General features: G+C 74.4%; 23 protein-coding genes. 15 read left to right on the top strand and 8 right to left on the bottom strand.

Annotated elements, in window-relative coordinates:
- The first annotated feature begins 216 nt into the window (after positions 1–216).
- The 6 genes from ACFVHB_RS07190 to ACFVHB_RS07165 all read left to right on the top strand — a co-directional run bounded on the left by ACFVHB_RS07190 (position 217) and on the right by ACFVHB_RS07165 (position 6,898).
- The gene (locus ACFVHB_RS07190) at positions 217–1,323 is read left to right on the top strand and encodes a LacI family DNA-binding transcriptional regulator (protein WP_380316430.1); all 1,107 of its coding nucleotides are present in this window, start codon (positions 217–219) and stop codon (positions 1,321–1,323) included.
- A 270-nt stretch (positions 1,324–1,593) separates the two neighbouring features.
- Positions 1,594–2,883, top strand: a complete 1,290-nt coding sequence (locus ACFVHB_RS07185; RefSeq protein ID WP_380316427.1) for an extracellular solute-binding protein — start codon at positions 1,594–1,596, stop codon at positions 2,881–2,883.
- Positions 2,884–2,913: 30 nt separating this feature from the next.
- Complete coding sequence (locus tag ACFVHB_RS07180; RefSeq protein ID WP_380316424.1) at positions 2,914–3,855, top strand: carbohydrate ABC transporter permease; 942 nt, start codon at positions 2,914–2,916, stop codon at positions 3,853–3,855.
- 3 nt (positions 3,856–3,858) lie between these two features.
- Positions 3,859–4,854, top strand: coding sequence for a carbohydrate ABC transporter permease (locus ACFVHB_RS07175; protein ID WP_380316421.1), 996 nt, complete (start codon positions 3,859–3,861; stop codon positions 4,852–4,854).
- A gap of 50 nt (positions 4,855–4,904) precedes the next feature.
- Positions 4,905–6,368 carry a GH1 family beta-glucosidase gene (locus ACFVHB_RS07170; RefSeq protein WP_380316418.1) on the top strand — a complete coding sequence of 488 codons (1,464 nt, stop codon included), beginning with the start codon at positions 4,905–4,907 and terminating at the stop codon, positions 6,366–6,368.
- 50 nt (positions 6,369–6,418) lie between these two features.
- Entirely contained in the window at positions 6,419–6,898 is a 480-nt protein-coding gene (locus tag ACFVHB_RS07165) for a hypothetical protein (protein WP_380316415.1), read from the top strand.
- 37 nt (positions 6,899–6,935) lie between these two features.
- On the opposite strand, the gene ACFVHB_RS07160 is transcribed toward ACFVHB_RS07165, so the two are convergent.
- A complete protein-coding gene (locus tag ACFVHB_RS07160; RefSeq protein WP_380316412.1) occupies positions 6,936–8,102 on the bottom strand; it encodes a permease in 1,167 nt (388 codons plus the stop codon).
- 170 nt (positions 8,103–8,272) lie between these two features.
- Positions 8,273–8,851, bottom strand: coding sequence for a hypothetical protein (locus tag ACFVHB_RS07155; protein WP_380316409.1), 579 nt, complete (start codon positions 8,849–8,851; stop codon positions 8,273–8,275).
- 273 nt (positions 8,852–9,124) lie between these two features.
- Here ACFVHB_RS07155 and ACFVHB_RS07150 point away from each other — a divergent pair, with 273 nt between their 5' ends.
- The gene (locus ACFVHB_RS07150) at positions 9,125–10,441 is read left to right on the top strand and encodes a YncE family protein (RefSeq protein WP_380316406.1); all 1,317 of its coding nucleotides are present in this window, start codon (positions 9,125–9,127) and stop codon (positions 10,439–10,441) included.
- Positions 10,442–10,474: 33 nt separating this feature from the next.
- On the opposite strand, the gene ACFVHB_RS07145 is transcribed toward ACFVHB_RS07150, so the two are convergent.
- Positions 10,475–11,356, bottom strand: a complete 882-nt coding sequence (locus ACFVHB_RS07145) for an MBL fold metallo-hydrolase (protein WP_380316403.1) — start codon at positions 11,354–11,356, stop codon at positions 10,475–10,477.
- A 227-nt stretch (positions 11,357–11,583) separates the two neighbouring features.
- Here ACFVHB_RS07145 and ACFVHB_RS07140 point away from each other — a divergent pair, with 227 nt between their 5' ends.
- Positions 11,584–12,360 (top strand): hypothetical protein, encoded by a 777-nt coding sequence (locus tag ACFVHB_RS07140; protein ID WP_380316400.1) that lies wholly within the window; start codon positions 11,584–11,586, stop codon positions 12,358–12,360.
- A 118-nt stretch (positions 12,361–12,478) separates the two neighbouring features.
- Here ACFVHB_RS07140 and ACFVHB_RS07135 read toward each other — a convergent pair whose 3' ends face one another.
- Positions 12,479–13,390, bottom strand: coding sequence for a S41 family peptidase (locus ACFVHB_RS07135; RefSeq protein WP_380316397.1), 912 nt, complete (start codon positions 13,388–13,390; stop codon positions 12,479–12,481).
- Between the two features lie 57 nt (positions 13,391–13,447).
- Between ACFVHB_RS07135 and ACFVHB_RS07130 the strand changes: the two genes are divergently transcribed.
- The 3 genes from ACFVHB_RS07130 (at position 13,448) to ACFVHB_RS07120 (ending at position 15,090) form a co-directional block, all read left to right on the top strand.
- Positions 13,448–13,954: an ArsR/SmtB family transcription factor gene (locus ACFVHB_RS07130; RefSeq protein ID WP_380316394.1), complete on the top strand. Its 507-nt coding sequence runs from the start codon at positions 13,448–13,450 to the stop codon at positions 13,952–13,954.
- 81 nt (positions 13,955–14,035) lie between these two features.
- Positions 14,036–14,368 (top strand): metalloregulator ArsR/SmtB family transcription factor, encoded by a 333-nt coding sequence (locus ACFVHB_RS07125; protein WP_380316391.1) that lies wholly within the window; start codon positions 14,036–14,038, stop codon positions 14,366–14,368.
- Positions 14,365–15,090: a DUF2071 domain-containing protein gene (locus ACFVHB_RS07120; protein ID WP_380316388.1), complete on the top strand. Its 726-nt coding sequence runs from the start codon at positions 14,365–14,367 to the stop codon at positions 15,088–15,090. The genes ACFVHB_RS07125 and ACFVHB_RS07120 overlap by 4 nt, the downstream gene beginning before the upstream one ends.
- A gap of 228 nt (positions 15,091–15,318) precedes the next feature.
- On the opposite strand, the gene ACFVHB_RS07115 is transcribed toward ACFVHB_RS07120, so the two are convergent.
- The gene (locus ACFVHB_RS07115) at positions 15,319–16,767 is read right to left on the bottom strand and encodes a DUF2079 domain-containing protein (RefSeq protein ID WP_380316386.1); all 1,449 of its coding nucleotides are present in this window, start codon (positions 16,765–16,767) and stop codon (positions 15,319–15,321) included.
- A gap of 130 nt (positions 16,768–16,897) precedes the next feature.
- Here ACFVHB_RS07115 and ACFVHB_RS07110 point away from each other — a divergent pair, with 130 nt between their 5' ends.
- The 3 genes from ACFVHB_RS07110 (at position 16,898) to ACFVHB_RS07100 (ending at position 20,124) form a co-directional block, all read left to right on the top strand.
- Positions 16,898–17,578, top strand: coding sequence for a response regulator transcription factor (locus ACFVHB_RS07110; RefSeq protein ID WP_380316383.1), 681 nt, complete (start codon positions 16,898–16,900; stop codon positions 17,576–17,578).
- Positions 17,568–19,124: a sensor histidine kinase gene (locus ACFVHB_RS07105; protein WP_380316380.1), complete on the top strand. Its 1,557-nt coding sequence runs from the start codon at positions 17,568–17,570 to the stop codon at positions 19,122–19,124. The genes ACFVHB_RS07110 and ACFVHB_RS07105 overlap by 11 nt, the downstream gene beginning before the upstream one ends.
- Positions 19,125–19,308: 184 nt before the next feature.
- Positions 19,309–20,124 (top strand): DUF4190 domain-containing protein, encoded by an 816-nt coding sequence (locus tag ACFVHB_RS07100; protein ID WP_380316377.1) that lies wholly within the window; start codon positions 19,309–19,311, stop codon positions 20,122–20,124.
- Between the two features lie 75 nt (positions 20,125–20,199).
- Here the strand turns inward: ACFVHB_RS07100 and ACFVHB_RS07095 are convergent, their stop codons facing one another.
- The 3 genes from ACFVHB_RS07095 to ACFVHB_RS07085 form a co-directional block, all read right to left on the bottom strand.
- Entirely contained in the window at positions 20,200–20,733 is a 534-nt protein-coding gene (locus ACFVHB_RS07095; protein ID WP_380316374.1) for a flavodoxin family protein, read from the bottom strand.
- A gap of 107 nt (positions 20,734–20,840) precedes the next feature.
- On the bottom strand, positions 20,841–21,812 hold the full coding sequence (locus ACFVHB_RS07090; RefSeq protein ID WP_380316371.1) for a universal stress protein: 972 nt from the start codon (positions 21,810–21,812) through the stop codon (positions 20,841–20,843).
- A gap of 92 nt (positions 21,813–21,904) precedes the next feature.
- The gene (locus ACFVHB_RS07085; protein WP_380316368.1) at positions 21,905–22,186 is read right to left on the bottom strand and encodes a dsRBD fold-containing protein; all 282 of its coding nucleotides are present in this window, start codon (positions 22,184–22,186) and stop codon (positions 21,905–21,907) included.
- A 470-nt stretch (positions 22,187–22,656) separates the two neighbouring features.
- On the opposite strand from ACFVHB_RS07085, the gene ACFVHB_RS07080 reads away from it, so the two are divergent.
- Entirely contained in the window at positions 22,657–24,273 is a 1,617-nt protein-coding gene (locus ACFVHB_RS07080; protein WP_380316365.1) for an alpha/beta hydrolase, read from the top strand.
- The last annotated feature ends 89 nt before the right edge of the window (positions 24,274–24,362 follow it).

Raw genomic sequence — 24,362 nt, 5'->3', positions numbered from 1 at the left:
GCCCCAAATCTAACACCCATATGTTTACCCCCCCCCCCCCCCCCCGCGGGGGGGGGGGGGGGGGGGGGGCGGCCCGGCCCCCCCCCCCCCCGCCCCGGGGTGCGCCGCGTGGGGGTTCCCGTCCGCCACCCTGCTGGGAGCGCTCTCAGCACGGCCCCGGCGACCCGCTAGGCTCTGGGGACGAAGCGACGAAGCCCCCGCGAGAGGAGCCCCACGGTGCCGGAGCAGCCGCCGCGCCCCACGGTCGAGGCCGACCCGGCCGGGCCGCGTCCGACGCTGGAGTCGGTCGCCGAGCGGGCCGGGGTGTCGCGGGCCACGGCCTCGCGGGTGGTGAACGGCGGTGCGGGGGTCCGCGAGGCGCTGCGGCGGAAGGTCGAGCAGGCGGTCGAGGAGCTCGGCTACGTCCCCAACCTGGCCGCCCGCACGCTGGTGACCCGGCGCAACCAGGCCGTCGCCGTGGTGGTGGCCGAGCCCGGCAGCCGGCTCTTCTCCGACCCGTTCTTCGCCCAGCACCTGCGTGGCATCGGCCGCGAACTGTCCGCCGCGGACAACCAGATGGTGCTGATGATGGTCGAGGACCAGCACGACTACGAGCGGGTGGGCCGCTACCTGGCCGGCGGGCACGTGGACGGCGCGCTGCTGTTCTCGCTGCACCAGCCGGACCCGCTGCCGGAGATGGCCCGCCGGTCCGGCCTGCCCTTCGTGGTGGGCGGACGGCCGGGCTGGCCGGGCGCGGAGTCCGACCGCGACCTGGTGTACGTGGACAGCGACAACCGCGGCGGCGCCCGCCTCGCCGTCGGCCACCTGCGGGCACTCGGGCGCACGGCCATCGCCACCATCACCGGGCCGCTCGACCAGACCTCCGCGCTCGACCGCCTGGACGGCTACCGCGACGTGCTGCCCGACGGCGACCCGGCGCTGGTCGCCGAGGGCGACTTCACCCCTGACGGCGGCGGCCGGGCGATGGCCGAACTGCTCGCCCGTCGGCCCGACCTGGACGCGGTCTTCGCCGCCTCCGACGCGATGGCCTCCGGGGCGCTGCGCGTGCTGCGCGAAGCCGGGCGACGCGTGCCGGAGGACGTGGCCGTGGTCGGCTTCGACGACGTGGAGTCGATCGCCGCCTGGACCGAGCCGCCGCTGAGCACGGTGCGCCAGGACATCGAGGAGATGGGCCGGCTGATGGCCCGGCTGCTGCTGCGCCGCCTCGCGGAGGCCGGAGCCGGGGCGCCCGCCGGACCCCCCGCGGCAGGGCCGGGCCGGCGCGCGGGCGGTCCCACCTCGGTGATCACCCCGACCCGGCTGGTCCGGCGCGCCTCGGCCTGAGCGTCCCCTTCAGCCCTGCGTCCACCCTGCCTTCGCCCGTGCCTTCACGCCCTGAACGGTCGGTCGTCGATACGCCGAGATTACGTTCAGGTTTCGACCCCTTGACCGCCCCGCCGGTGCGCGGCACGCTCCTCTCAGCGTTCTGAGAGCGCTCTCAGGAATCTCCAGAGAGCGCTCTCACGCGCCACGGCACCGCACGCACCGCACGCACCGCACGGACAGCACCCTCACCCTCGCCACGAAGCCCACCCGCCCCGCCAGGGAGACCTCATGCGCCGCTCCGCCGCCGTCCTCGGCAGTACCGCCCTCGCCGCCACCCTCCTGCTCACCGCCTGTGGCGGTTCCGCCGGCTCCTCAGGCGCGGCCGCCGACGGCAAGGTGACCATCACCATCGACCTCTTCGGCACCTTCGGCTTCAAGGAGAGCGGCCTCTACGAGGAGTACACGAAGCTCCACCCGAACATCACCGTCAAGCAGACCGACACCCAGGACGAGGGCCAGTACTGGCAGGCCCTGCAGACCAAGCTCGCGGGCGGCGGCGGGCTCGCCGACATCCAGGGCCTGGAGGTCGGCCGGGTGGCGAGCGTGCTGCGGAAGCAGGCGGACAAGTTCACCGACCTGACGACCCTCGGCCTCGGCGCGGTCAACGACGAGCTGGTCCCGTGGAAGGGCGCCGCCGCGAAGACCGCCGACGGCCGGATCCTGGGCGCCGGCACCGACATCGGCCCGGAGGCGATCTGCTTCCGCACCGACCTGTTCAAGGCCGCCGGCCTGCCCACCGACCGCACCGAACTGGCCGCCCGCTGGTCGACCTGGCAGGGCTACCTCGACCTGGGCCGCGAGTACGTCGCCAAGGCCACGCCCGGCAACGTCTGGACCGACAGCGCGGCCGGGATGTTCACCGCCGAGGTCGGCCAGCAGCGGGTCCGCTACGCCGACGAGAGCGGCAAGCCGGTCCACGAGAGCAGCCCGGCCGTCAGGACCGCCTGGACCGACGCCGGCCGACTGGTCGCGGACGGCCTCTCCGCCAAGCTGCCGCAGTGGACCCCGGAGTGGAACAAGGCCTTCAGCACCGGCAAGTTCGCCACCCTCAGCTGCCCGGCCTGGATGCTCGGCTACATCAAGGGCCAGGCGGGTGCGGCCGGCGCCGGCACCTGGGACGTCGCCCCCGGCCCCGGCCGGACCGGCAACTGGGGCGGCTCCTACCTGACCGTGCCCAGGACCGCCAAGCACCCCAAGGAGGCCGCCGAGCTGATCAAGTGGCTCACCGCCAAGGAGCAGCAGACCACCCTGTTCACCAAGCAGGGCTCGTTCCCGTCCTCCACCGGCGCCCAGGCCGCCATCAAGGACGTCACGGACCCGTACTTCAACAACGCGCCGATCGGGCAGATCTTCAGCGAGTCCGCGGCCGCCATGCCGGCCCAGGTTCTCGGGGTGGACGACGGCGTGATCGGCAAGGCCTTCACCGACGCGCTCGGCGAGGTCGAGCGGACCGGCACCGCGCCCGACACCGCCTGGAAGCACGCGACGGACAACATCCGCAAGGCCGACGGCAGCTGACGGCACCCGGCGACCTGGACACCGACGCCCATGGCCCTCACCTCCTCCGCCCGGCTGCCCGCGGCCGGCCCCGCGCCGGCCCGCACCCGCCGCGCCGGGCGGCTCGCCCCCTACGGCTTCCTCGCCCCGTTCTTCGTCCTCTTCGCGGCCTTCGGGCTCTTCCCGCTGCTCTACACGGCCTACGTCTCGCTCCACCGGGTCGAGTTGCAGACCACCGAGCGGATGGACTGGCTCGGCCCGCAGAACTACACCCGCCTGCTGGCCGACCCGTTCTTCTGGAACGCGCTGCGCAACACCTTCACCATCGGCGTGCTCTCCACCGTCCCCCAGCTGCTGATGGCCCTCGGCCTGGCCCACCTGCTCAACCACCGACTGCGCGGCCGCACGTTCTTCCGGGTGGCGATGCTGCTGCCGTACGCGACCTCGGTGGCCGCCGCCACCCTGGTCTTCGCCCAGCTCTTCGGCCGCGACTACGGCCTGATCAACTGGCTGCTGGGCGAGCTGGGCCTCGGCCCGGTGGACTGGCAGGCCGGTACCTGGAGCTCGCAGTTCGGCGTCTCGGCCATCGTCACCTGGCGGTGGACCGGCTACAACGCGCTGATCTACCTGGCCGGCATGCAGGCGATCCCCGGGGAGCTGTACGAGTCGGCGGCCGTCGACGGCGCCTCCAAGTGGCAGCAGTTCCGCCACGTCACGATCCCCGGGCTGCGCCCGACGATCGTGTTCACCGTGGTGGTCTCCACCATCGGCGCCACCCAGCTGTTCGGCGAGCCGCTGCTCTACGAGGGCAACGCCGGCGGCGGGATCTCGCACCAGTACCAGACCCTCGGGCTCTACCTCTACGAGCAGGGCTGGACCTTCTTCCACCTGGGCCGGGCGGCCGCCGTCGCCTGGGTGATGTTCCTGCTGATCGTCGTCCTCGCCCTGCTGAACGCGGCGATCGCCGCCCGACGCAACCGTACGGACCGGTGACCCGTGACCCGTCTTCGACCCGCCCTCCGCCCGACGCCGCCCGCCGGCCGGGCCCTCCGCCCGACGCCGCCCGCCGGCCGGGCCCGCCGCCCGACGCCGCCCGCCGGCCGGTCCCGTCGTATCCCGCTGCCCGGGCCCCGGGCCGGACGCCCCGCGCAGCCCGGCGGCCGCGCCCTCCGTTCCCCGCTGCACGGCGGCCCGCTCGCCCACGCGGTGCTGATCGCCGCGACCGTGGCGTTCGCCTTCCCGTTCTACTGGACGCTGGTGGCGGCCAGCCGGTCCAACGCCGAACTCAGCGCCGCCACCCCCGCCCTGACCCCCGGGCCGAACCTGCTGCACAACCTCGGCGAGGCGCTGCGGCAGGCCGCGATCGGCCGGGCGCTGCTGAACTCGCTGCTGGTCTCGGCCACCGTCACCGCCGGGGTGGTGCTCTCCTCGACCCTCGCCGGCTTCGCCTTCGCCAAGCTGCGCTTCCGCGGCCGCGGGCTGCTGCTGGCGGTCACCGTCGCCACCATGATGATCCCGCCGCAGCTCGGCGTGATCCCGCTGTTCATGCTGATCGTCCGGCTCGACCTGCAGAACACCCTGCCCTCGGTGATCCTGCCCTCGCTGGTCTCCGCGTTCGGGGTGTTCTTCATGCGTCAGTACCTGGTCCAGGCGCTGCCGGACGAACTGGTCGAGGCCGGGCGCGTCGACGGGGCCTCGCTGCTGCGGATCTTCCGCTCGATCGTGCTGCCGGTGGCCCGGCCCGGCATGGCCGTGCTGGGCATGCTGACCTTCATGGCCACCTGGAACGACTTCTTCTGGCCGATCGTCGCCCTCAGCTCGCAGAACCCCACCGTGCAGGTCGCGTTGAAGTCGCTCGGCCAGGGCTACGTGCCCGACCAGTCGGTCGTGATGGCCGGAGCCCTGCTCGGCACGCTCCCCGTCCTGCTCGTGTTCGGCGTGCTCGGCCGCCAGATCGTCGGCGGCATCCTGCAGGGCGCCGTCAAGGGGTGAGCAGGCGGAGCACCGCCGGAACCCGTCAACTCCCCACCCAGGAAGGTCCCATGACCGAGCACACCCCGCCCCTCAGGTTCCCCGCCGGCTTCGTCTGGGGCACCGCCACCGCCGCCTACCAGATCGAGGGCGCGGCCGCCGAGGACGGCCGTACCCCGTCCATCTGGGACACCTTCAGCCGGACACCGGGGAGGGTGCGCAACGGCGACACCGGCGACGTCGCCACCGACCACTACCACCGCTACCCGGCCGACATCGCGCTGATGGCCGAACTCGGCCTGCCCGCCTACCGGTTCTCGCTCGCCTGGCCGCGCATCCAGCCCGGCGGCTCCGGCCCGGCCAACAAGGCCGGCCTCGACTTCTACGACCGGCTGGTCGACGAACTGCTCGCGCACGGCATCGACCCGGTCGCCACCCTCTACCACTGGGACCTGCCGCAGGACCTGGAGACCCCGGCCGGGGGCGGCTCCGCCGCGGGCGGCGGCTGGACGGCCCGCTCCACCGCCCACCGCTTCGCCGAGTACGCCGCCCTGGCCGCCGCCCGCCTCGGCGACCGCATCACCACGTGGACCACCCTCAACGAGCCCTGGTGCAGCGCCTTCCTCGGCTACGGCAGCGGCGTCCACGCCCCCGGCCGGACGGACCCGGCCGCCGCCCTCACCGCCCACCACCACCTGCTGCTCGCCCACGGCCTCGCCGTCGGCGCCCTGCGCGCCGAACTCCCCAGCACCGCGCGGGTCTCGCTCACCCTCAACCTGGCCGCCGTCCGCCCGCTCACCGACCGGCCGGCCGACCGCGAGGCCGCCCGGCGGATCGACGGCCTGGCCAACCGGATCTTCCTGGACCCGGTGTTCCACGGCCGCTACCCGGCCGACGTGCTCGCCGACACCGCCGCGGTCACCGACTGGTCCTTCGTCCGGGACGGCGACCTCACCGAGATCTCCCGGCCCCTCGACGCGCTCGGCCTCAACTACTACTCCCCGACCGTGGTCGCCGCCGACGACCCGGCCGAGCCGCACCCGCACCCGGACGGTGCGAGCGGTCACCCCCGCGAACCGTCCCCCTGGCCCGCCGACCACGGCATCCGCTTCGTCCCGGCCGAGGGCGAACGCACCGCCATGGGCTGGCCGGTGGACGCCGACGGGCTGTACGAACTGCTCACCCGGCTGCGCGACGAACTGCCCGGCCTGCCCCTGCTGGTCACCGAGAACGGCGCCGCGTACGACGACTACAGCGACCCGACCGGCGCCGTCCACGACCCCGAACGGATCGCCTACCTGCACGCCCACCTCACCGCCGTCCACCGCGCGATCGCCGCCGGCGCGCCCGTGCGCGGCTACTTCCTCTGGTCCCTGCTCGACAACTTCGAGTGGGCGTACGGCTACGGCAAGCGCTTCGGCATCGTCCACGTCGACTTCGCCTCGCAGCGCCGCACCCCGAAGGACAGCGCCCGCTGGTACGCCGAGGTGGTCCGCACCGGCACCCTGCCGCCCGGGCCGCCGACGGTGGCATGAGAACCGGAAAGTCACTGGCGCGGCCGGGCCGGCTCGGCCAGGCTGCGGGCATGGACTGGATGCCCCTGCTCTCCACGCTCGCCGGTGCCGGGATCGGCATCGCCGCCACCCTGACCGCCGACCGCAACCGGTGGCGGCGCGAGGAGACCCGGTACGCGCTGGCCGTGCGGCGCGAGGCGTACACCGAGTACGTCTCCGCGCTGAAGGCGGCGGGCGAGGAGATCCGGGCCGTCGCGCTCGGCGACCACCGGACGGACGCGGCCCGCGACGCCGCCGTGCGGGAGGCCTTCCGCAGCACCGGCCTGTACACGGCGAGCGAACGCCTCTGGCTGGTCGGGCCGACCCAGGTCGTGTCGGCCGGCAACGAGGCCTTCCTCAGCCTGCGCAGGCTCCGCGACGCCTACGCCCGCGGCGTGGCCGTCGGCTCCGCCGAGGACGCACCGCTGATCGCCCGGCGGCGGACGGCGATGGCCCGGATGCGCGGCCTGATGCGCGAGGACCTGGGCATCGGGCCACTGGGTTTCGAGTGAGCGGCCCGGCGCTTCCCCGCGGCCCGGTCGCACCGGCTCAGTGGTGGGGCTCGGTGTCGGTGTGGCGGGCGTCCGGGGAGCCGCCCATCATGCGCAGCATGGCGCGGCCGCCGGTGCGGAAGAACCGGACCAGCAGGGCGGCGGCGAGGCCGAGGAAGGCGATGTTGAGGAAGGTGGTGTAGTTCCAGGAGACCCCCTCCATCGGCACCTCGGCCGAGTCCGGGTCGGGGATCAGGCCGAGCGCGCCGAAGGTGAGCTCGACGAAGTACCCGGCCGCGACCATGGCGACGTAGAACGTGACGAGCAGGAAGACCGCCATGCCGCGGCCGTAGTACTTCCGGTAGATGTTGAGGATCGGCAGGATCAGCAGGTCGGCGAAGATGAAGGAGACGACGCCCCCGAAGCTGATGCCCCCGGTCCACAGCACCACGGCGAGCGGCACGTTCCCGATCGAGCAGACGAAGGAGAGCAGTGCCACCACCGGACCGATCAGCGGGCCCCACAGTTTGGCGGCCACCGGGTGGCCCTCGAAGAAGAAGGAGTGCCAGAAGCTTTCGGGCACCCAGGCGGCGATGGCTCCGGCGATCAGCAGGCCGAGCACGAGGTCCCGCAGGATCGCCGCCCACTCCATGACGAAGACGTGTGCCACCGAGGTGTAGCCCTCGCCGGAGAACAGCCGGGCGGCGAAGGAACCGCCGCGCCGCACCGACATGTCCATCGCCGCGTGGCCCTCCATCGAGCCGGCCCGTCCCCGTTCGGCCTGCCCGCGGGCCTCGCGCAGCAGCCGCTCCCGCAGGTACAGCCGGAACAGTACGGCGAGCACCGCGATCATGACCGGCCCGCCGACGAACTCGGCCGCGGTGAACTGCCACCCCATCAGCAGCGCCAGGATGATGCCGAGCTCGACGACCAGGTTGGTGGAGGCGATCTCGAACGCCATGGCGGCGGTGAAGTCCGCGCCCTTGCGGAACAGCGAGCGGGCCAGCGCGACGGCCGCGTAGGAGCAGGACGAGGACGCCGCGCCCAGCCCGGCGGCGCGGACCAGCGTGCGCGGGCGGTCGTCGCCGAGCAGCGAGACGATCGTGGACCTGTGCACCACGGCCTGGACGACGGCCGAGAGGGCGAAGCCGAGGATGAGGGCCCAGGTGATCTCCCAGGTCATCGAGCCGGTGATCGACAGGGCGTGCAGGATCGCGTTCGTCATGCGCCCAGCCTTCCCCCACCCGGCCCCGACCGGCCGCTGACACGCAGACGTGCTCGCCACGTCCGGCGCGATGGTGGGCCGTGACGGCCACCTCCCGTACGAGCCGGTCTCGCCGACGGTCCGGCGGTCGCTCGGCGGGTGGGCGTCGGGGGAGCGCACCCCGCCGCGGCTCACCGCCTCGGGGTGAAGCCGCCCTCGACCAGGTAGAAGTCGGTGGGCGCGGGGAGGGGCGCGACGCACCTGGTGGCGGCCGGCGGCGCCGTCGGGTCGTTGTAGGGCGGGATGCTCCAGCCGACCCGCTGCCGCCCGTTGGCGTCGGTGGAGAAGCTGAAGGCCGTGTCGGGGTGCCAGTCCGGCCGCGCGGTGGGCTGTTCGTGGCCCGGCGGCACGATGAAGGTGAGGGACCGGACGGTCCCGGTGACGGCGGTGGTGCGTCCGTTCTCGGTGACCAGGCAGTCGACGTCGATCTCGATCCGGTTGGTGGAGAACGTGCCGTCCTCGTTGGGGAAGGCGTGCTGGATCGTCGCGTGCCCCCGCGCCCGGGTCGACCCCGGCTCGCTGCCCGCCCGGTGCCGCGAGCGCGCGTCCAGGGCCAGCGTGAGCCGGTCCTGCCCGGCGACGGGGCCGTGCGGGTCCATCCGGGCCCAGCCCCGCAGGCCCGTCTTCGGCCCGGCCGCCGCGGCAGCGGCCGGTGCGGCGGCGACCGACACGGCGGTCAGGACGGCGACACCGGCAAGTATCATACGCATCGTCATGTTCCTTAGCTCATCGGAGGATTCACCTGGTTTCGGCCGTCGTCGGCCGGGTGGCTGCTCCAAAGATCGCACCCGGCGCACCGCCCGTCCTCCGCCGCGGGAAGGGTCCCGCTCACCCGCGCGGGGGAGGAAAGCCCTTGCTGACGTCTTGTCAGGAAGGAGGCGCCGTCTCTACCGTCGAGTAGCGCCACCGGAGGAAGCCCTCCGGTTGGTCCCTCCGGTGAAACCCCTTCCCCAGTCCCCGTGCGCACGCGCGAAGGAGCGGCGATGTCTCACGCCAGGCCCCGGCCGGATTCCCGTCCCACCCGCAACTCCCGCCGTGCCAGGGCCCTCGGCGCCCTCGCCGCCACCACCGTCCTGTCCCTCGCCGCCGCCGCCCCGGCCGGTGCGGCGTCCGAGGCGGCGGCCGTGTCGGCGTCCGAGCGGGCGGAGGGGCTGCGGGAGGTGATGTTCGTGGGCAACAACTGGGACGGCACCGCGGACGTCATCCGCTCCAGCGGCGACTTCGGCCGGATCGGCCGGATCGACGTCATCCCCGACAAGGACCAGCGGCTCACCGAGATCTACCTCAACCCGGTCAAGCTCGCGTACTTCCTGGGCATCCGGCTCGGCCCGGGCGAGGGGCACGACCAGTTCGTCGACGACATGTACTCGACCCCCGACGGGTCCGCGGTGGTCGTCTCCCGCCCGAGCTTCGCCGACGTGGTCTCCCTCGACCTCGCCACCGGCCGGATCAACTGGCGCTTCCCGGTGTCGGGTTACCGCTCCGACCACATGGCGCTCTCCCCGGACGGCACCCGGGTGGCGGTGTCCGCCTCGACGTCGAACACGGTCCACGTGCTCGACGTCCGCACCGGGGCGCAGCTCGGCTCCTTCAGGACCGGCGACAAGCCGCACGAGAACCTCTTCACCGACGGCGGGCGCCGGATCTGGAACATGTCGATCGGCGAGGTCAACACCGCCCTCGACGCCCCGTGGCTGGACTGGACGAAGGGGGACCGCCGGATCACCGTGGTGGACGCCGCGACCTTCGCGCCGGTCAAGGTGATCGACATGCGGGAGCGGCTCGACGCCGCCGGCCGGTCGGACCTGTCCGACGCGATCCGGCCGGCCGCGTTCACCCCCGACGGGTCGACGCTCTACTTCCAGGTGTCCTTCTTCAACGGCGTGGTGGAGTACGACGTCGCCGCCGACCGGATCACCCGGGTCAAGACCCTGCCGAAGAACCCGGCGACCAGCGAGGACCGCACCACCTGGGTCAACGACTCGCGCCACCACGGCCTGTCGATGAGCCCGGCCGGCGACAAGCTGTGCGTCGCGGGCACCATGGACGACTACGCGACGGTGGTCGACCGGGCCACGCTCCAGGAGGGGGAGCTGGTCCCCGCCGTGAAGCCGTACTGGGCCACGGTCAGCGGCGACGGCCGCAGCTGCGTGATCTCCGAGAGCGGCGCCGACCGGGTCACCGCGATCGACTTCGCCACCGGGCGCCGGACCGTCTCGGTCCCGGTCGGCGACCACCCGCAGCGCGTGCGCCTGGGCCGGGTGCCGACCGGTTGGACCGGCCCCTCGGCCGCGCGCTGAGGCGGCCGGTCCTCCGGGCCGGTGGAGCGGGTGTCACCCGGCCCGGTGGACGATGAGGAAGTCGTCGAAGACGTGCCGCCCGGGCCGGCCGTCCACCTCGGCGAGCGCCCGGCGGATGTCGTGCAGCTGGGCGACCGTCATCTGCAGCGGTGGCTCGTCGGGCTGGTAGGTGTAGCGAATCGGGTAGTCCACGCCCGGCTCGGTGGTCATCTCGATGTGGCAGCCGAGCACGTGGCTGACCGGGTGCTCGGCGGCGAAGGCGATCAGCCGGTCGATCGTCGCGACGAAGGCGTCCCAGTCGGCGACGTACAGCCGGCCCGGGTAGACGGTGTCACCGGTGAGCAGGAAGCCGGTGTACGGGTCGTAGTAGGTGATCGCCGCCTCGTGGTGGCCGGGGCCGGCCAGGCAGCTCAGCACCCGGCCGCCGAGGTCCAGTGCGGCGGGCTTGCCCGGGTCGTCGCCCAGGCCGAGGAACGCCCGGACGGTGTCGAGCCCGGCGTCGACCAGCACCGTGTCGGGGCGGTCGGCGAACTGGGCGTCGCCCGCGACGTGGTCGCCGTGCCCGTGGCTGTGCAGGACGAGCAGCTGGTAGCCGGTGCGCGGGTGGCGGGTGAGCCAGTCCGCGACCAGCTCGTCCACGACGCGGCGCAGCGGGAGGTACCCGGGGTCGGCGGTGGCGCCGGTGTCGATCAGGACGGCGCGTTCGTTGCCGAAGAGCAGGAACAGGAACGGCGCCTCGTAGTTGACCGCCATGTTCTGCCGCAGGATGACGGTGTGCTCGTCGTAGTGGTGGACCTGCAGCTCCGGGTCGGTGTTGTGCTTGGCCGACTCCGACCCGTGGATCCAGCGCACGTCGAGGGAGCGCCCGGCGACCTGCGTGTCCGTGAAGTCGACCGGGTTCGGGTCCGGGCTCATGCGCGATGCCGTCCTTGGTTCGTCGGGGTGGTCCCGGCGGTCGGTGCCGCCGGAGGTTGACGATCCGAAAGGTACACGCACCCGTCGGGCGCGTCGCCGCCGCGGCGAGCACGTCATGGGCGCGGACGGGCCGGAACCGCTCACCGACGTCCGCCCGTCATCTCCACGGGGGCGCCGCAGGCTCCACACCCCGTTCCCCCCTTCACCACCGAGGCCCGAGGAGATCCATGGTCGACACCGTCAACTCACTGGCCACCCGCGTTCACGATCTGCTGGTGGCGTTCCTGACCAAGGGGCCCGCCGCGGTGCGGGACGTCACCGCCGGCTTCCACGACGTGGTCGGGCGCGCCACGGCGCTCGGCCCCGACGGCAGGTGGCTCGTCGCCGCGGGCCAGTCGAGCCTCGCCGGCCTGGCCCTCGCCCGCGGACAGGCGGACCAGTGCATCCTGCACTTCGACGCCGCGGTGACCGCCGGCTACAACGACTGCGTGTCGCTCCACATGCCGCACGTCCGTCCGCTGCACCACGATCCCCGTTTCCAGGCCCTGTACCAGCGGATGCGCGTCACCCCGGGCGACCTGGACGAGTTCCACTGGCTGCACCGGGAGATCCAGATCATGTCGAGGGAGGCCCAGGACGCGGCCGTCGACAACATCGGCCGCCTCGACACCGGGGTGTCGGCGCTCCCGCAGGCCCCCATGCCGACCCGCCGACCGGACACCCCCGGCGTCCTGATCACCCGCATCGATCTCGCCGCCGTTCAGACCGCGCTCCAACAGGCCGCGCTGAAGGCGGAGTTCCAGCGCAGCTCCGGCAACACCAGCCTGAGTCTCATCGACGACACGTGGGACCACACCCGTGCCAGGCGCGACGCCTGGCACGCCGACGAGCTGGAATCCCGGCGCCAGCGGGCCGCCGAGGCCCGGGCCTTCGTCGAACGCCCCGGCGTCGGCACCGTGCTCGTCCCCTGCCCGCCGCTGGGCTCGATCGCCTATCCGGCCTGAGGGCTGCCGGACCGGCGCGGTGGCCGGCGGGGCTCCTCCGTCGTCCCGCCGGGGCCGGCCCGCGCGCCGGGCGGCCCGCCGCCGAGGTCACGTGGCGCGCGGGCCGTCAGGTGAGGACTCAGGTCAGCCGCGCCACGGCCAGGGCCAGCGCCCGGTCGAGCGCCTCCTCGGCGTCGCACGGCACATCGGGCCGGACGCCGGTGCCCTCCCAGTTGGTGCCCGAGACCGGGTTGAGCGCGCGGGCGACGGGCACGCTGAGCTCCAGGTGCGGGTGCACCGTCCAGCCCTCGCGGGGGTGCGCGCCGCCCCGGGTGGCCTCCCCGACGACCTCGGCGCGCCCGAGCTGCTGCAGGTCGTAGGCGAGTTCCTCACCCGCGGAGAAGGTGTTCCCGCTCGTCAGCACGTAGAGCGGCTTGCTGCCGCCGAAGCGGGCACCCGGGACGAACGGGGGCGTCCAGGACTGCTCGGCCACCTCCCCCTGCCGCGAGAGCAGGGTGTTGAGGTGCGTGCGGCCGTCGAGCAGGTAGCCGCAGACGAAGGCGACCGTGTCCGGATCGCCACCGAGGTTGCGGCGCAGGTCCAGGATGAGGGCGCGGGCGGGGGCCACCAGGGAGAGCGCCGCGGCCAGCGGCCGCGCCGCCCAGTCCAGTGGGAACATCCTGGACGCGATCTCCAGCACCGCGACACCGTCGTCGAGCAGCTCCACGCGCGGAACACCGCCCAGGGAGGCGTCGAACTCCCTGCGCATCGCGGCGAGTGCCGCCGCGCCCTGCTCCTGCGGCACGGGCACGGCGTGGTACTTGAGGGCCAGGTGGAGGTCGCCGTTGACGGACCGCAGGTCCGCGGTGACCGCTTCGGCCAACTCCTCGGCGGATCCGGTCCGGTAGGAGCCCTCGGCACTCCGGCGCCGCACCAGGGCCGCCAGTTCCCGGGCGGCGTCGGGGAAGACGTAGTTCTCGCGGACCAGGTCGGCGATCGACTCGACGACGGCGACGGCGTCCAGCGCCGGTGACGAGGTGGTGGAAGTCATGGGAGGGAGTAGACCAGCGGCTTGCCAAAGCGTCAACCGTACTTAACGCTTGACGGGGTGAGCCACCAACCTGACGAGGGCGTCCAGCGGATCAGCACGCCCCTGCAGCACACCGCACTCGCCCACCCCCTGCGCCAGCGCCTGCTCTTCGCCCTGAGCGGCCGGCCGTCGACGATCAGCCGGCTCGCCGCGCAGCTGGGGGTGAACAAGGGCAGCGTCTCCCACCACCTCAGGGTGCTGTGCGAGGCGGGGCTGGTCCAGGGCGCGGGAACGCGACGGGTGCGCGGCGGCACCGAGAAGTACTACCGGCGGACCGCCGAGCGACTCCTCGTCGCCGAACCGCAGGCCGAGGGCACGGCCGCGCTGCTCGGCGCCGTCGCCCAGGAGCTGGACCGCTCACCCGCCGACCACCTCCTGACGGTGCGCCACCTCCGGCTCGGCCCTGCCAAGGCGGCACGGCTCGCCGAGGCGCTGGCCGAACTGGTCGACGGGGCGGAGGAGGATCCGGAGGGCGAGCCGGTGCACGGCCTCCTGGTCACGCTCTACCAGCAGGCCGGGGCGTAGCGTCGGTCCGCTGGAGCCGCCGGCGGACCGGAAGCGGCCGTGAGCTTGTTAGCTACTTAGCGAAGATGCTAAATATGAGGCATGACAGCAGCGCAGGACGAGGCGGGCGTCTTCCGCGCCCTCGCCGACCCGACCAGGCGGCAGATCCTCGAGGACCTCAGGGGCGGTGAGCTCGCGGCCGGCGAGATCGGGGCCCGGTTCTCGATCAGCGCGCCCTCCATCTCACGCCACCTCGGCGTGCTCAAGGGCGCCGGGCTGGTGACCGAACGCCGGGACGGCAACCGGATCCTCTACTCGCTCGTCGAGGAACGCCTCGCGACCAGCGTCGGCCGCTTCCTCAGCGCGGTCTGCCCCGAGCAGATCGTGCTCCGCCACACCAGATGGCGCCCGGGGGCGCAGCAGGAGGGGTCGTGATCCAGCCACAACTGGCCAGCGTCATCGAACGGCGGCTGCTGGTGAACTACCGGGTGGACCCGGACGCGATCGCCCGGCTGCTGCCCGGGCCGCTGCGCCCGCAGCTGGTGCGCGGCCACGCGGTCGCGGGCATCTGCCTGCTGCGGCTGGGCGCCGTCCGGCCGGCCTGGGCGCCGCGGGCGCTCGGGCTGCGGAGCGAGAACGCGGCGCACCGGATCGCCGTCGAGTGGGACGGGCCGGACGGCGTGGAGACCGGCGTCTACATCCCGCGGCGCGACACCTCGTCACCGGTCAACGCCTGGGCCGGAGGCCGGGTCTTCCCCGGCGAGTACGGCCGCGCCGACTTCGCCGTGCACGAGACCGCCGACCGCCTGCAGGTCGCCTTCGCGAGCCGGGACGGCGACGCCCGGGTGGACGTCACCGTCGACCTCGCCGACGAACTGCGCGGCAGCGGTCTCTTCGCGGACCTCGCCGAGGGCTCCCGGTTCTTCCGCGGCGGCGCGAAGGGCTACTCGGCCACCGGGGCGGGCGACCAGCTGGACGGCATGGAGCTGCGGACGGACGCCTGGCGGGTGGAGGCGGGCCGGATCCGCTCCGCCGCCTCGTCCTTCTTCGACGACCCGGACCGCTTCCCGCCCGGGAGCGCGACCCTCGACTGCGCGCTGGTGATGCGCAACGTCCCGGTGGACTGGCGGCCGCTCCCGGCCATGGCCGCCGCCTGAGCCGTGCGCCCGAGCCGTGGCGCCCCCGCTGCGCGGGGGAGCGGTGCGGGGGGAGCGGTACGGGGCAGCCGCCCGGCGGGCAGACCCGGCCCGGTGGGCCCGACGGCTCCGCCGCCGGTCCCGTGGCAGGGCCACCCGGTCGGCGGCGGCCGGCTCCGTCGCTCGGGTGGCGCCCGCCGTCGGCGAGGGGTGGTTCCGCCGCCGGCGGGGTGCTCCTCCGCCGCCGCGTCACCCCGCCGGGCGCCCGGCCCACCGGTACACCGTGACCCCGCCGCCGGCCGCCGCCACCTCGTACCCGGCCGCCGGCAGTGCGGCCTGCGCCGCCAGCTGCTCGGGCTCGGGCACCGGGAAGTCGCCCGGCCGGTCCGTCACCGCCACCCACCGGGCCTCCGGGCGCCGGACCGTGGGCCCGGCCGACGCGACGGCGTCCGGCGTGCTGAGGTACGGGAACAGCGAGACCGTGCACCGGTGGGTGAGCTGGGCGGCCAGCCGGTTGGCGGCGGCCACCGTCGCGCCGTCCGGGATCACCGCGAGCACCTGCCGGGCGGTCCGCACGTCCGGCCCCGGCCCGGAGAGGGACGGCACCGGTGCGACGGCCAGGGCGAAGGCCAGCGCCGCCGCGGGCACCCCCCGGGCCGCGTACCGCAGCACCCGCGCGGCGCCGGCCGGCCGCTCCTGCCCGCCGGCCCCCCGCCCGTCCGCGGCGCGGTCGCGCCCGCCCGCCAGCCGGTGCAGGCCGTCCGCCAGGGCCACGAAGAGCACCGGCATCAGCACCGCGTTGTAGTGGTACCCGGTGTCCCAGTACGTCGGGCTCGGCGTCCAGAACCGGCCCGCCAGCGGCAGCACCAGCAGCAGGCACAACGGCGAGCGCAGCGCCACGAAGACGGTCGGCGCGAGCAGCGCCGCGACGGTGTGCCACTTGACCGCGGGCAGCAGCAGCCGGGTCACCGGATCGCCGTGCCAGGCGCCGTTCGCGCCGTAGGCGTACACCCCCTCCGGGTTCATGGCCGGCACCACCACCAGCACCGCCAGCAGCGTCGCCGCGACCGCCGCCAGCACCGTCGCCGCGCCCAGCCGGCGCCGGCCGCGCCACCAGACGTACAGGCCGATCCCGGCCACGACCAGCCCCTGGTCCTCCTTCACCAGCAGCAGCGGCAGCGCCCAGCCGACCGCCGCCCGGTACCGGCCGCGGGCCAGCGCCGCCACCGCGCCCGCGACCAACGGAACGGCCAGCGCCACCTCGTGGAAGTCGAACGTGCTCGCCCGCCAGAGCCCCCAGGACAGTCCGTAGGCCGATCCCACGGCCAACCCGCGTATCCGGCCGAGCAGTTCCACGGCCAGCCCGGTGACCGGCACGCAGGAGAGCGCGAGCAGCAGGGACTGGACCACCAGCAGCGTGGTGGCACCCGGGAAAATCCGGTAGAACGGCGCCAGCGCCGCCAGCAGCGGGCTGAAATGGTCGCCGAGCAACGGGAATCCGCTCCCCTTCAGCGTGGCCACCGGGGCCGCTTGAAGTGCGGCGTAACCGCGCACCCCCTGCTCGAAGATCCCCAGGTCGAAGCCGGTCGACTCCATCCGCCAGTGCCGGGGCACCGACAGCAGCAGGGCGTACCCGCCGACCGGCAGGACGGGAATCCAGGAAAGCGCTCGGGGAGAAAGTCGGAATCGTTCACTCATCACCTGCTGGACGCTAGGAAATCCCCGCTGAAGGAATTCTGAACGAACCTGAGGATCCGTTCAGGAAGGACCTTCCCGGCACATCGGTCAACCGGATTGTGGGCGGCGCGAATTGACTTATCCTGAGCCGATGCGCCTGTTGATGGTCGAAGACGAGGAGCGGCTCGCGCAGTCGCTGAGCCAGGGCCTGCGGGCGGAGGGCTACGCGGTCGACGTGGTCGGCGACGGCCTGCTCGGCCTGGAACAGGCCCGGGCCGGCGACTACGCCGCCATCGTGCTCGACCTGATGCTGCCCGGCCTCAACGGCTTCCGGGTCTGCGAGGCACTGCGCCGCGAGGCCAACCCCGTCCCGATCCTCATGCTCACCGCCAAGAACGGCGAGTACGACGAGGCCGAGGCGCTCGACTGCGGAGCGGACGACTTCCTCAGCAAGCCCTTCTCCTACGTCGTCCTCACCGCCCGGCTGCGCGCCCTGCTGCGCCGCAGCGGCACCGCCCGCCCGCCCGTACTGGCCCTCGCCGACCTGCGGCTCGACCCGGCCGCCCGCCGCTGCGCCGTCGGCGACGGCGAACTGCGCCTGACCGTCAAGGAGTTCGGCGTCCTGGAATGCCTGCTCCGGCGCCCCGGCCAGGCGGTGCCGAAGACCGAGATCCTGGACGCCGTCTGGGACTCGGCGTTCCGCGGCGACGTCAACATCGTCGAGGTCTACATCGCGGCGCTGCGCCGCAAGCTGGACCGGGCCGGGGCGCACTGCCTGATCGAGACCGTCCGCGGCATCGGCTACCGGCTGGCGGCACCCGGTGCGCACTGACCCGCTCGTACAGCCGTTCGGTGCGTACCGCTCCTGGCGCTCGTGGCGCCCCGGCATCCGGCTGCGGGCGGCCCTGGCGGCACTCCTCGCCTCGGCGGTGGCCTTCGGCTTCGCCGCCGTCTGGGCCGGCGACACCGTGAAGGAGGAGCTGGAGTACGCGGCCGTGACCCGCGCCGGGCTCATGGTGCAGAACGTCGCGCACAAGGTCCCGGACGGCCCCGACGAGCGCTTCCAGGACACCGCCTACGCCGTGATGGCCGAGGACGGCCGCTGGCTGCGCTCCCACTCGCTGTCCGACGCGTTCCACGCCGAGGCCCCGCGCCTCGGCCTGCTGCCGATCGACCCGGGGGCCGCCAGGCGGAGCCGGATCGAGGGCGAGCTGACGTCGCCGCACTGCTGCGAATCCGTCGACGAGGTCGCGGTCCGCCTCCCGTCCGACGTCGTCCCGAGCCTGGGATCCTGGCTCCTCAGGGGCCACACCGTCCGCTTCTACCGCACCCTCGCCGGCCCGTTCACCAGTGACCAGCTGGCCAAGTACTCCGGCGTCACCGGTCTGCCACCGCAGTGGCTCACCGTCGTCGTGCTGATCGACACCCAGGAGGCCGAGCAGACCGCCGCCACCGTCACCTGGGTCCTCGGCGTCTTCCTGACCCCCGGCGCCTCGCTCTTCGTCACACTCACCGCCTGGCTGGTCACCGGCCTCGCGCTGCGCCCGGTCGAGTCGATCCGGCGCGGGATGGCCCGGATCGGCGCCGGTGCGTTCCACGAACGCGTCCCGGTACCGCCCTCGCGGGACACCGTCGCCCGGCTCGCCCTCACCACCAACACCACGCTCGACCGGCTGGAACGCGCGCTGGCCGAGCAACGCCGGCTGGTCGCCGACGCCTCGCACGAACTGCGCAGCCCGCTGGCCGCGCTGCGCAGCACCCTGGAGGTCCCGCTCGCCCACCCGGCGCGGGCGGACTGGCCCGCGGTGGTGGCCGGGGCGCTGACCGACACCGAACGCCTCCAGGACCTCGCCGACGACCTGCTGCTGCTCGCCCGCACCCAGGAGGCCGCCACGGGCGGCGCCGCGGAGGGCACCGTCGACCTGCACGATCTGATCACCGAGCAGCTCGCCGAGCGCGGCCACACCGATCCGGGCCTCACCTTCCGCTTCGAACCCTTGGAGGGCCTGGCCGAGGACACCGAGGTGGTGGTGCCCGGCCGGGAGGTCCTGGTCGGCCGGATCCTGCGCAACCTGCTGGACAACGCCGCCCGCCACGCCGACGAGACCGTCACCGTCCGGCTCGGCGCCGCCGGCGGCTGGGCCCGGCTGGAAGTGGACGACGACGGCCTCGGCATCCCCGCCGGGGACCGCGAGCGCGTCTTCGACCGCTTCGTCCGCCTGGACACCGCCCGCAACCGCGCCACCGGCGGGGCGGGCCTCGGCCTCGCGCTGGTCCGCACCATCGCCACGTCGCTCGGCGGCACCGCGACCGCCGAGCGCCCGCCGTACGGCTACGGCGCCCACCTGGTGGTCCGCCTGCCCCTGGCCGACGGCTGACGTCGGCGGGTGACGTCGCCGGGTGAGGCCTGACAACCGACGTGGGCGGCTGACGCCGGCGGCCCGGGAGGAGCCGCCGCCGCGCGGGAACGCGGATGATCCGTGGTCACATGATCAGCTATATTCGCCGCGCGGCCCGCGGGGGAGCGGCCGCGTCCGCCGACCTCCCGGGAACCCAGCCACCGTGTCGCAGCCACTCGACGCTCCGTCGTCCGCCGTCCCCGCGCCCCAGCCGCCGAACGCCGCCGATCCCTTCGCGCCGCCGCCACCACCGGCCGGTCCGGCGCCGTACGGACCCGACGCCCACGGCTGGCCGCCGCCGGGGGTCGCCGGGCGTCCGGAGGCGAAGCCGCTGAGCCGGCTCGCCGTCACCTCGCTCACGCTCGGCGTGCTCGGGTTCGTCCCGCCGCTGTCCCTGCTGTCGATGGGGTTCTCCATCGGCGCCTTCAGCCGGATCGCGCGCCGCGGCCAGCGCGGCTTCGGGCTCGCCGCCGCGGGGCTCGTCCTCTCCTGGTTCTGGATGATCATCGCCGTCGTCGTCGCGGTGCTGCTCGCCTTCGCCTTCCAGGCGCTCTCGTCCGGCCCGGAACGCGGCCCGGACGGCCGCCCGAAGCACGCCGGGCGGGCCGGCCCGTGGTACCTCAAGGAGGGCGACTGCGCCGCCGACCACGCGGGCGCGCGGAACGACGACGGGCCGGACTACCAGGTCGTCCCGTGCGACCAGCCGCACCGGTACGAGGTGTTCGCGGTCGTCCACGTCCCCGGTGGCCTCGCCTACCCCGGCGAGACCACCGTCGCCCAGGAGACCGAGCGCCTCTGCCAGGGGCGGCAGGGCGAGACCCGACGGCCGCCCGGCGCCATGGTCGGCACCTTCTACCCGTCGGCCGTCGGCTGGTGGCTGATCGGCGACCACGACGCGCTCTGCTACTACAGCGCGCCCACCCCCTGGACCGGCTCGGCCGAGCCGGCCGCCGCGACCGGCAACGCGACGGCGGTCTGACCGCCGCGGCACGTGCCCGACCGGGAACGCGACCCCGGGGTCGGCCCCGGGCAGCCGCTCGGCGCGGACGGTCTGTCAGACGAGCCCGGCGCCCCACGCGCGGGCCCGGTCGAGTTCGCCCTGCCGCAGCGGGCCGTCGGCGTCCTCGACGATGAACCCCTCGGGTTCGGTGACGACGTCGTAGTGGTGGTGGGCGAGCCGCTTGGCGATGCCGTCCGCGGCCCCGCCGCTCATCCGCATGTCGGCGCGGGTGTCGAAGGCCGCCGCGTGGGTGCCGGGCTCGGTCTTCGGGAGCGTGTGGAACCAGGAACGCAGGCCGGGGCCCTCGGCGGTCTCGCGGGCCTCGCGGGCGGCGTCCTCGTGGCCCTCCTTCTTCGCCTCGGCCATGGCGGCCATCCGGCGGCTGGCACCCGAGGACATGCCGTGCATGTGGGTCGGCCCGCCGACGACCAGCAGGTCGGCCGTGCGGGTGACCTCCGTGTCGGCCCGGGCCACGGGCAGGCAGTCGACCGACGCCTCCGGATCGGCCTGGTGGACGCCCTCGGCGATGGCCTCGGCGATCTCGCGGGTGTTGCCGTACAGGCTCTCGTACACGATGACGGTGTGCATCGATCTCACCTCTCGCTCGCTTCTCGGCACCAATCTGGATCCACGGGGTGGGCCGGCGCGCGGGCCGTTCGGCCCCGGCCGGGTGGCCGACCGGCCTTCGGACGGCCTCAGTCGTACGAGACGACCGCGACCGGGCACCGCACGTGGTGGATCGTGGCGTGCGCCACCGGCCCGAGGTGGGCGCCGAGCGGTGCGCGCCGGACCCGGCGGCCCACCACCACGAGGCCGGCGCCGTCGGCGGCGTCGACGACGGCGGCCGCGGCGTGGCCGTGCACGAGTTCCGCGTCCACCGCGACCCGGGGGTAGCGCGACCGCCAGGGGGACAGCGCGTCCGTCAGCTGACTCCGCTCGACGGCGGACAGCTCCTCGTCGATGCTGCCGATCGCGGCGAACGCCATGTACTCGCTGCCGGTCGGCGGCATCCAGGCGTGCACCACCCGGAGCGGCACCGAGCGCAGCCGGGCGGCCTCGAAGGCGAAGCCGATGACCTCGTCGCAGGCGTGCCGGAGGTCGAGGGCGAGGACGACGTCGCCCTCGGCCGCGGCGTCCTGCGCCGGGCCGCCCGCGGCCGGGGCAACGGGCGTCGTCCCGTCCGCCGTCGTCCCGTCCGCCGCCGGACCGTCCGCCGCCGGACCGCCCGCCGTCCCACCGTCCGCCGTGGGAGCGGCGCCCTCCGCCCGGACCAGCACCACCGGGCAGGTGGCCCGCCGCAACACCTCCTGACTGACCGACCCGACCAGGAAGCCGCGGAGCGTGCCCAGCCCGCGGGAGCCCAGGACCAGCATGGTGGCGCCCCGGCCGGCCGCCTCCAGGGCCTCGGCCGCGTCCTCGGGGACGTGGGCCGAGGTGACCGCGGCACCCGAGGCGAGCACGGCCCGGAGCTCCGCCTCCTTGGCGGACAGCCGCTGCCGGCTCCACGCGATCGCGTCGTCCGTGCCGAGGACGTCGGTCTTCGGCCACGGCCAGGCCTCGACGAGTTCGAGCGGCAGCCCGCGGATCAGCGCCTCACGGGCGGCCCACCCGGTCGCGGTCACGCTCTCGGGCGAGCCGTCGAAGCCCACCACGATCGGTCCGTTCATGCTGTCCTCCGGTGTCGGGACGGGCGTCGCCCGAAGCGCGGCAGCCGGTGGATCGGCCGGGCGGCCGGGCGGCCGGGCGAGGGGTTCGGCGGTCAGGCGGGGCCGGACTTGTCGTTCGCGGTCGCATCCGCCATCCCGGACCGGAGCAGCAGGTGCCCGAGCTCGACCAGGGCGCGCCCGGCCGCGTACTCGTCGCCGATCTCCGGCACGGGCGGGTCGTGCGGGTTGCGGTGGGCCTCGGTACGGCTCTCCAGCGTGTTGTCGCCCGTGTCCAGCACGGCGTGGACCCTGGTGACGTCCCCCTCCTCGAAGAGGTCCAGTCGCAGCGCCCAGCGCTTGGTGCGGACGGGGCCGGACGCGGTGCTCTCGTTCATGCGCGGTGCTCCTCACCGAGGGAGGCGGCTTCGGCCGACCGGCCGGGCGGTCGGTCGTCCTGCGGGAGGGTCCCCGCACTTCCATGGTGGGGCGGGCGGCGCACACCGGCACGGGGAGGGCCGTCGCGGCGGGGCTCCTCGGACCACCACGCCGCACCGACCGGCTGCCCCGGTGGCGGTCACCGGTGCGCGGGAGCGAGCACCCTGCCCGCCGCCGTCCGGCTCGTGCCGGGCATCCCGAGCCCGGCCGTGTCGTGGCGGTCAGGCGACCGTCGGCGCGTGCCCGAGACCTTCGTCGACCCGGGGACCCGTCGCCGGACGCGCGGTGCGCCCGGCTCCGGGGACCGCCTCGCGCCCCCGGATCGCGGGGGCTCATCCGGACGGGAGCCCGATGCTCCGGCACCGCGACGGGTGACCAAGAGATGACGAGGACGGATGACGAAGACGGATACGAATCGATCAACCCGGTCGTGCCGTGGTATTCGTGGGCGGTGTACTTCGTGATACCGCGGCTTCCGCGCCGCGCACTGCTCGCCCTGGCCACCACACTCGCCGTCACCCTGCCCGCCGGGTGCACCGGTTCGAGCGGTGCGGGCGCCGGGGCCGGCGCCGACGCGGGGACGGGCGGCCCGGTCGCCCGCCCGCCGATCGCCGAGGTGGTCGCCGCCACCACCTCCCCGGCCCTGCGTGCCTTCTACGACCAGCAGATCGCCTGGACCCCGTGCACCGAGGGCGCCGACGCGGACGAGCACGCCGTGCTGTGCGGCAACCTCAAGGTCCCGCTGGACTACGCCGAACCCGAGGGCGCGACCCTCGACGTCGCCGTCGTCCGGGTGCCCGCCACCGACCAGCACCAGCGCCTCGGCTCCCTCGTGTTCAACCCCGGCGGACCGGCGAACTCGGGCACCGCCATGCTGAAGTGGGGCTGGAAGGGCTACCAGGGTCCGCTGCACGACCGCTACGACCTCGTCAGCTTCGACCCGCGCGGCGCCGGCGGCACCAGCCCGGTCACGTGCCTCGACGACGCCACCCGCGAGGAGTGGACCAGCACCGACGACCCGGCCTACGACCACGGCCGGATCCTCGCCGACGCCTGCCAGGCCAAGTACCCCGGGATCCTGCCCCACCTCGGCACCCGCGACGTGGCCCGCGACCTCGACGTGCTGCGCGGCGCCCTCGGCGAGCGCAAGCTCGACTTCCTCGGCTTCTCCTACGGCACCCACCTCGGCGCCCTCTACGCCGAGGAGTTCCCCGACCGCACCGGCCGGCTCGTCCTCGACGGGGCCGTCGAGCGCAGCGCCGACCTGATGCACCTCAACGGCGACCAGGCCGCCGCCACCGAGAACGAGTTCGAGGCCTTCGCCGCCGACTGCGCCGCCAGCGCGGCGTCCTGCCCCCTCGGCACCGACCCGGCCGCCGCCCCGAAGCGGCTCGCCGACTTCCTCGACGGCCTGCGCGACCACCCGCTGTCCGCCGGCAACGGCCGCCGCGTCACCGCCACCCTCGGCTGGAACGGTGTCCTCAACGCCCTCTACGACGGCCAGGGCTCCTGGGAGCGCGTGCGCACCGCCATCGAACCGGCCATCACCCGGGGCGACGCCGACGAACTGCTCAAGCTCGCCGACGGCACCACCGGCCGGGACGCGGACGGCCACTTCGACACCATCGTCGACGCGTACGCCGCCATCCACTGCGCGGACGCCCCGCTGGCACCCACCGACGAGGAGCTCCGCCAGGCGGTCGCCGACCTCGCCGTCCGGGCCCCCCTCGTCGGCAGGCACGACACCCGGGCCACCCTGCTCGACCCCGACTGCCGCCCCTGGCCGTTCCGCTCGCCCGAGCGACCGCACACGGTGAAGGCCCCGGGCAGCGCTCCGATCCTCGTCGTCGGCTCCACCGGCGACCCCGTCACCCCGTACGTGTGGGCACAGCGGATGGCATCCGGATTCGAGCACGGAACCCTGCTGACCCGGGAGGGCGACGGCCACACCGCGTACTGGCACAGCCGCTGCGTACGGACGACCGTCACCGCGTACCTCGTGGACGGCACGATGCCGGAGGCGGGGACGATCTGCCCCTCGGACTGAGGGCGTCCGCGCCCGAGCACGCGCGCCGACGGCCGCTCTGCTCCCCGCGCGGGTGGAGAAGAGCCCGCGGGTCCGCCGCGGCGGCGGAC

The sequence above is a fragment of the Kitasatospora sp. NPDC127111 genome (assembly GCF_042677465.1).
GTDB lineage: Bacteria > Actinomycetota > Actinomycetes > Streptomycetales > Streptomycetaceae > Kitasatospora.
This window is presented reverse-complemented; position numbering and strand designations above follow the sequence as displayed.

Coding starts and splice junctions, on each gene's coding strand:
- ACFVHB_RS07185 (WP_380316427.1), top strand. CDS start 1,594: ATGCGCCGCTCCGCCGCCGTCCTCGGCAGTACCGCCCTCGCCGCCACC.
- ACFVHB_RS07180 (WP_380316424.1), top strand. CDS start 2,914: ATGGCCCTCACCTCCTCCGCCCGGCTGCCCGCGGCCGGCCCCGCGCCG.
- ACFVHB_RS07170 (WP_380316418.1), top strand. CDS start 4,905: ATGACCGAGCACACCCCGCCCCTCAGGTTCCCCGCCGGCTTCGTCTGG.
- ACFVHB_RS07165 (WP_380316415.1), top strand. CDS start 6,419: ATGGACTGGATGCCCCTGCTCTCCACGCTCGCCGGTGCCGGGATCGGC.
- ACFVHB_RS07160 (WP_380316412.1), bottom strand. CDS start 8,102: ATGACGAACGCGATCCTGCACGCCCTGTCGATCACCGGCTCGATGACC.
- ACFVHB_RS07155 (WP_380316409.1), bottom strand. CDS start 8,851: ATGCGTATGATACTTGCCGGTGTCGCCGTCCTGACCGCCGTGTCGGTC.
- ACFVHB_RS07150 (WP_380316406.1), top strand. CDS start 9,125: ATGTCTCACGCCAGGCCCCGGCCGGATTCCCGTCCCACCCGCAACTCC.
- ACFVHB_RS07145 (WP_380316403.1), bottom strand. CDS start 11,356: ATGAGCCCGGACCCGAACCCGGTCGACTTCACGGACACGCAGGTCGCC.
- ACFVHB_RS07140 (WP_380316400.1), top strand. CDS start 11,584: ATGGTCGACACCGTCAACTCACTGGCCACCCGCGTTCACGATCTGCTG.
- ACFVHB_RS07135 (WP_380316397.1), bottom strand. CDS start 13,390: ATGACTTCCACCACCTCGTCACCGGCGCTGGACGCCGTCGCCGTCGTC.
- ACFVHB_RS07125 (WP_380316391.1), top strand. CDS start 14,036: ATGACAGCAGCGCAGGACGAGGCGGGCGTCTTCCGCGCCCTCGCCGAC.
- ACFVHB_RS07115 (WP_380316386.1), bottom strand. CDS start 16,767: ATGAGTGAACGATTCCGACTTTCTCCCCGAGCGCTTTCCTGGATTCCC.
- ACFVHB_RS07110 (WP_380316383.1), top strand. CDS start 16,898: ATGCGCCTGTTGATGGTCGAAGACGAGGAGCGGCTCGCGCAGTCGCTG.
- ACFVHB_RS07095 (WP_380316374.1), bottom strand. CDS start 20,733: ATGCACACCGTCATCGTGTACGAGAGCCTGTACGGCAACACCCGCGAG.
- ACFVHB_RS07090 (WP_380316371.1), bottom strand. CDS start 21,812: ATGAACGGACCGATCGTGGTGGGCTTCGACGGCTCGCCCGAGAGCGTG.
- ACFVHB_RS07085 (WP_380316368.1), bottom strand. CDS start 22,186: ATGAACGAGAGCACCGCGTCCGGCCCCGTCCGCACCAAGCGCTGGGCG.